We start from the raw sequence: 4897 nt of genomic DNA, 5'->3' as shown, positions 1-4897 counted from the left end.
GGCCCAGGCGAGGGAGGAGGTCGGGTGCTGGGCGGCGACGTCCGCCGGGGCGGTACCGGCCGCCAGGGCCTGGCGGGGCTCCGGATCGTCGGGCAGGTGGGTCGGGGCCGGCCCGCCGAGAAGGTTCTCGTGAATCGTCATGGCTCCAGTTTGGCGCACAGGCACGAGCGCGACTCCGGCACGGGTACGGCAGGCGCCCCGAAGGGGCGCGGAGACACGGCCCACGGCACTGCAACCCTCCAGGGGCGCGGGGAACTGCGCGACCGGCCACGACGCACCCGCAGCCCGACACGGCGCCCAGCCCCCACGGCGGAGCCGACACACCCCCCGGCGGACCCGGCACTCACCCCCCGCCGGAGCGGACCTACCCCCGGCCCCCCGCCTCCAGCGGCGGAGCCGCCACGCTGCCGTGGGTGCGGCATTCCGGGCGCCGGCAGCCGGGGCCCGGCCGGCGCACCAGGGCGAACGCGAGCAAGGAGCCCAGCACCAGTACCCCCGCGCACACCGGCATCGCCCGGCCGAACGCCGCGTCGAACGCGGCCGGCGAGCGGTACGCCTCCGGTCCCATCCCGGCGAGCAGCGGGAGCGCCGCCACCGCCACCAGCCCCGCCGCCCGCGCCGCCGCGTTGTTGATGCCGCTGGCCAGTCCCGCCCGGCCGGCGTCGACGGAGGCGAGGACCGAGGCCGTCAGCGGGGCCACCAGCGTGACCATGCCCGCGCCCATGACCAGCAGGGCGGGGAGCACGTCGGTGAGGTAGTCCGCGTCCGCCCCCACCCGCAGCATCAGCAGCATCGCCGCCGCGCACAGCAGGGGTCCGGCCGTCAGCGGCAGCCGGGGACCCGTGCGGTCGGCGAGGGCGCCGGAGCGGGCGGAGAACAGCAGCATCAGGGCCGTCGTGGGCAGCAGCGCCGCCCCCGCGGCCGGCGGCGAGTAGCCGGCCACCACCTGGAGCTGGAGGGCGGTGAGGAAGAAGAAGCCGCCGAAGGCCGCGTACACGCACAGGGTGACAAGGTTGACCGCCGTGAACTGGCGGGAGGCGAAGACGTCCGGCGGGAGCATCGGGTCCGCTCGGTGCCGCTCGACCCGGACGAACGCCACGGCCGCCGCGACGCCCGCCACCGCGGTGACCGCGACCACCGCCGAGCCGCCCCGGGCCTCGATCAGCGCGTACGTCAGCAGCGCGAGGGCGAGGGCCCCCAGCACCGCGCCGAGGACGTCGAAGCGGCCGTGGGCGCGGGCGTCGGCGGACTCCGGCACGTGCCGGAGGGCGACCGGTACGCACAGCAGCGCCAGCGGCACGTTGAGCAGGAACACCCAGCGCCAGCCGGGCCCGGCCACCAGCCAGCCGCCGATGAAGGGGCCGACGGCGGCGCCGATGCCGCCGAAGCCGGACCACAGCCCGACCGCGCGGCTGCGGTCGTCGGGGTGGAAGGACGCCTGGATCAGGGCGAGCGAACCGGGGGTGAGGAGCGCGCCGCCGATGCCCTGCAGCGCCCGCGCGGCGATCAGCACGGTGGGGCCGGGCGCGACACCGCACAGCAGGGAGGCGGCGGCGAACCACACCACGCCCAGCACGAACACCTTCCGGCGGCCGTACCGGTCACCGAGGGAGCCGCCCAGCAGGATCAGGCCGGCCAGCGTGACCATGTAGGCGTTGACCGTCCACTGCAGGGCGGCGAGGTCGGCGTCGAGGTCGCGGCCGATGCGGGGCAGGGCGACGTTGACGACCGTGGAGTCCAGCATGACCATGGCGGAGCCGAGGACCGTGGTGAGCAGGATCCACTTGCCCTGGGACGAGGCCAGCCGGACGTCGGGCATGCCCCAGGTATACAGCGGGCCCGGCGGCTTGGACAGCCGCCGGGCCCGCCGTCGGGTACCGCCTACTTGATCCGGTTGCCCGCCGAACGCAGGTTCTGCGTGGCCTGGACGACACGCGCGGCCATGCTCGCCTCGGCCAGCTTGCCCCAGGTCCGCGGGTCGTAGGCCTTCTTGTTGCCGACCTCGCCGTCGACCTTCAGGACGCCGTCGTAGTTCGCGAACATGTGACCGGCGACCGGCCGGGTGAACGCGTACTGGGTGTCGGTGTCCAGGTTCATCTTGACCACGCCGTTCTCCAGCGCGGTCTGGATCTCCTGCTCGGTGGAGCCGGAGCCGCCGTGGAAGACGAAGTCGAACGGGGCGGCCTTGCCGAACTTCGCGGCGACGCCGTCGTTCAGCTCCTTCAGCAGCTCGGGGCGGAGCACGACGTTGCCCGGCTTGTACACGCCGTGCACGTTGCCGAAGGAGGCGGCCAGCAGGTAGCGGCCCTTCTCGCCCAGGCCCAGGGCCTCGGCGGTGCGGATCGCGTCGTCGACGGTGGTGTACAGCTCGTCGTTGATCTCGTGGCTGACGCCGTCCTCCTCGCCGCCGGTGGGGGTGATCTCCACCTCGAGGATGATCCGGGCGGCGCGGGCCTGCTCCAGCAGCTCCTGCGCGATCGCCAGGTTGTCGGCCAGGGTCTCCGCCGAACCGTCCCACATGTGGGACTGGAACAGCGGGGTGAGACCGGCGTCGACGCGCTTCTTGGACAGCGCGAGCAGCGGACGCACGTACCCGTCGAGCTTGTCCTTCGGGCAGTGGTCGGTGTGCAGCGCGATGTTGACCGGGTACTTCTCCGCGACGATGTGCGCGAACTCGGCGAGGGCGACCGCGCCGGTGACCATGTCCTTGCTGTACTGGCCGCCGAGGAACTCGGCACCGCCGGTCGAGATCTGGACGATGCCGTCGCTCTCCGCCTCCGCGAAGCCGCGCAGCGCCGCGTTCAGGGTCTGCGAGGAGGTGACGTTGATGGCCGGGTAGGCGAACTTGCCTGCCTTCGCCCGGTCGAGCATCTCGTTGTAGACCTCGGGGGTTGCGATGGGCATCTGTCCGCTCCTCGTGTTGCGGGTCGGGTTCTTGCGTTGCGGCCCTGACCTAGACCTGGGGTTGCGACGTCGTCGTCGGCCCCATCTTCCCAGACGGGGGGCGCGACGCGGCGCCCCCGGTCAAGTCCAGATCACACCGCGTCGTCAGTCCAGCCCCAGTTCATCCTTCGAGAAGGCGAACCGGTAGGGGACACCCGCGCCGGCCTCGATCTTCTCTGCGGCGCCGGTCGCGCGGTCCACGATGGTCGCGACGGCGACGACCTCGGCACCGGCCTCGCGGACGGCCTCCACGGCGGTCAGCGGGGAGCCGCCGGTGGTGGAGGTGTCCTCGACGACCAGGACGCGGCGTCCGGCGATGTCGGGACCCTCGACCCGGCGCTGCAGCCCGTGCGCCTTGGCCGCCTTGCGGACGACGAACGCGTCGAGCCGGCGCCCGCGCGCGGCGGCGGCGTGCAGCATGGCGGCAGCGACCGGGTCGGCGCCCATGGTGAGCCCGCCGACCGCGTCGAACTCCAGGTCGGCGGTCAGGTCCAGCAGGACCTGGCCGACCAGCGGGGCGGCCTCGCCGTCGAGGGTGATGCGGCGCAGGTCGACGTAGTAGTCGGCCTCCAGACCGGAGGAGAGGGTCACCTTGCCGTGCACCACGGCCTTGTCCTTGATCTGCTGCAGCAGCGCGCCGCGTACGTCCGTCATGCCGTCCAGCTTAGAGGCGGCGCCAGCTCCAGGTGGTGGTGGCCTCCAGCGGGTCCAGCGGGGTGACCAGGCGCGGAAGGGTGTTCAGCCCGTTCGGCGGACCGGTCTGCGGCTCCACGCAGACGGCCTCGGCCTGCTCGTCGTAGACCACCACCCACTCCTCGCGGCTGGTCACCTTCAGCTCCAGCTGCTCGGGCCAGGTGAGGGTGACGTCGACGCCGCCGGGCATGCCGAAGCAGTCGTCCCAGGGGCCCGGCCGCGGGTCGACGCGGTTGCCGGTGGGCAGGTGGTCGGGGCCGCGCTCCTCCTGCCAGGCGGGCGCGAAGTCCAGCAGGACGTCCTGGCCGCCGAGGTTGCGGTGGAACCAGGGGTGCCAGCCGAGCTGGGCCGGGAAGGAGTCGTCGTAGGTCTCCACGGACATGGTCAGCGTCAGGCTGTCCGCGGCGAGCGTGACGACCTGGGTGACACGGCCGGGGTGCGGCCAGGGGTCGGTCAGCTCGTACGTGATCACCGCCTCGTTCTCCGTGGCCCGTGCGGTGCGCCAGGCGCCGTCGCGTGCGGTGCCGTGGATGGCGTGCGGCGGGGCGTTCAGCGGCAGCCGGCGGACGGTGCCGCCGTCCAGGAAGCGGCCCTCGCGGGTCCGGCCGCACCAGGGCACCATGGGGAAGCAGCCGTAGCGCTCGCCCTGGCGCAGCAGCTCCACGCCGCCGATCCGGAGCCCGCCGATCCGCCCGCCGTTGCCGGGCCGCACGGTCACTTCCGCGTCGCCCGCGGTCAGCGTGATGTCTTCGTCGCTCACAGGAACGACCCTACTGGGGCGATCAAGGGGGCGTGCGCCGCAGCGGTCAGCGGCGCTTGCGCAGGGCGCGGGTCACCACGATCGCCGAGGCCAGGGCCAGCGCCGCGGCGGGGGCCGCCCAGCGCACGACCGGGTTGCCGGTGACGGTCTGGGGGGCCGGCACGGGCGCGTAGCGGCCCCGCGGCGGCGCGTGGTCGACCTCCTCGGCGCTGCGGCCGATCATCGTGCGGCGGGCGTGCGCGGCCTCGGCGGGCGGCTCGCCCGTGTCGGCGAAGTCGTCGGCGAGGCGGTCGGAGAGCCGGTCGGCGTGCACGGCGCGGGCGGGGGTGTTGGCGGCCCCGGTCTCCTCGGTCCGGTCCGTCCGCTCCTCGTCGTCCGCCGCGAGGGCTTCCAGGAAGCGGGTCAGCAGCCTGGCCGCGGCCGCGGTCACCGTCTCCGCCGGCAGTTCCGTGATCCGGCCGGACGCCTCCGCGCCGCCCTCGGCCGTGACGGTGCAGCCGT

At 74.1% G+C, this 4897-nt stretch carries 5 protein-coding genes and 1 pseudogene; all 6 read right to left on the bottom strand.

Translation table 11 applies throughout. The features are described 5' to 3' along the window. Nucleotides 1-141 (bottom strand): DUF3151 family protein (locus IE312_RS40105; protein WP_229899846.1); only part of this gene is annotated, 141 nt, incomplete at its 3' end. Between the two features lie 223 nt (nt 142-364). Further along, nucleotides 365-1819, bottom strand: a complete 1455-nt coding sequence (locus IE312_RS14880) for an MFS transporter (protein ID WP_189981942.1) — start codon at nt 1817-1819, stop codon at nt 365-367. A 62-nt stretch (nt 1820-1881) separates the two neighbouring features. Next, complete coding sequence (gene fbaA, locus IE312_RS14875) at nt 1882-2904, bottom strand: class II fructose-bisphosphate aldolase (protein ID WP_189981940.1); 1023 nt, start codon at nt 2902-2904, stop codon at nt 1882-1884. Nucleotides 2905-3048: 144 nt separating this feature from the next. Then, nucleotides 3049-3597 (bottom strand): orotate phosphoribosyltransferase, encoded by a 549-nt coding sequence (pyrE, locus tag IE312_RS14870; protein WP_189981938.1) that lies wholly within the window; start codon nt 3595-3597, stop codon nt 3049-3051. A 10-nt stretch (nt 3598-3607) separates the two neighbouring features. After that, nucleotides 3608-4396 carry an aldose epimerase family protein gene (locus IE312_RS14865; protein WP_189981936.1) on the bottom strand — a complete coding sequence of 263 codons (789 nt, stop codon included), beginning with the start codon at nt 4394-4396 and terminating at the stop codon, nt 3608-3610. Between the two features lie 46 nt (nt 4397-4442). Beyond that, nucleotides 4443-4897: pseudogene (locus tag IE312_RS40100) on the bottom strand (carbon monoxide dehydrogenase subunit G); the annotation flags it as partial.

The sequence above is a fragment of the Streptomyces capoamus genome (genome assembly GCF_014654935.1).
Classification (GTDB): Bacteria; Actinomycetota; Actinomycetes; order Streptomycetales; family Streptomycetaceae; genus Streptomyces; species Streptomyces capoamus.
Note: the sequence above shows the minus strand (reverse complement) of the source record. Positions and strands in the feature narration are given on the sequence as shown.

Bases quoted from the DNA above. Each gene is read 5' to 3' on its own strand.
- pyrE (WP_189981938.1), bottom strand. From the start codon at position 3,597: ATGACGGACGTACGCGGCGCGCTGCTGCAGCAGATCAAGGACAAGGCC.
- IE312_RS14880 (WP_189981942.1), bottom strand. From the start codon at position 1,819: ATGCCCGACGTCCGGCTGGCCTCGTCCCAGGGCAAGTGGATCCTGCTC.
- fbaA (WP_189981940.1), bottom strand. From the start codon at position 2,904: ATGCCCATCGCAACCCCCGAGGTCTACAACGAGATGCTCGACCGGGCG.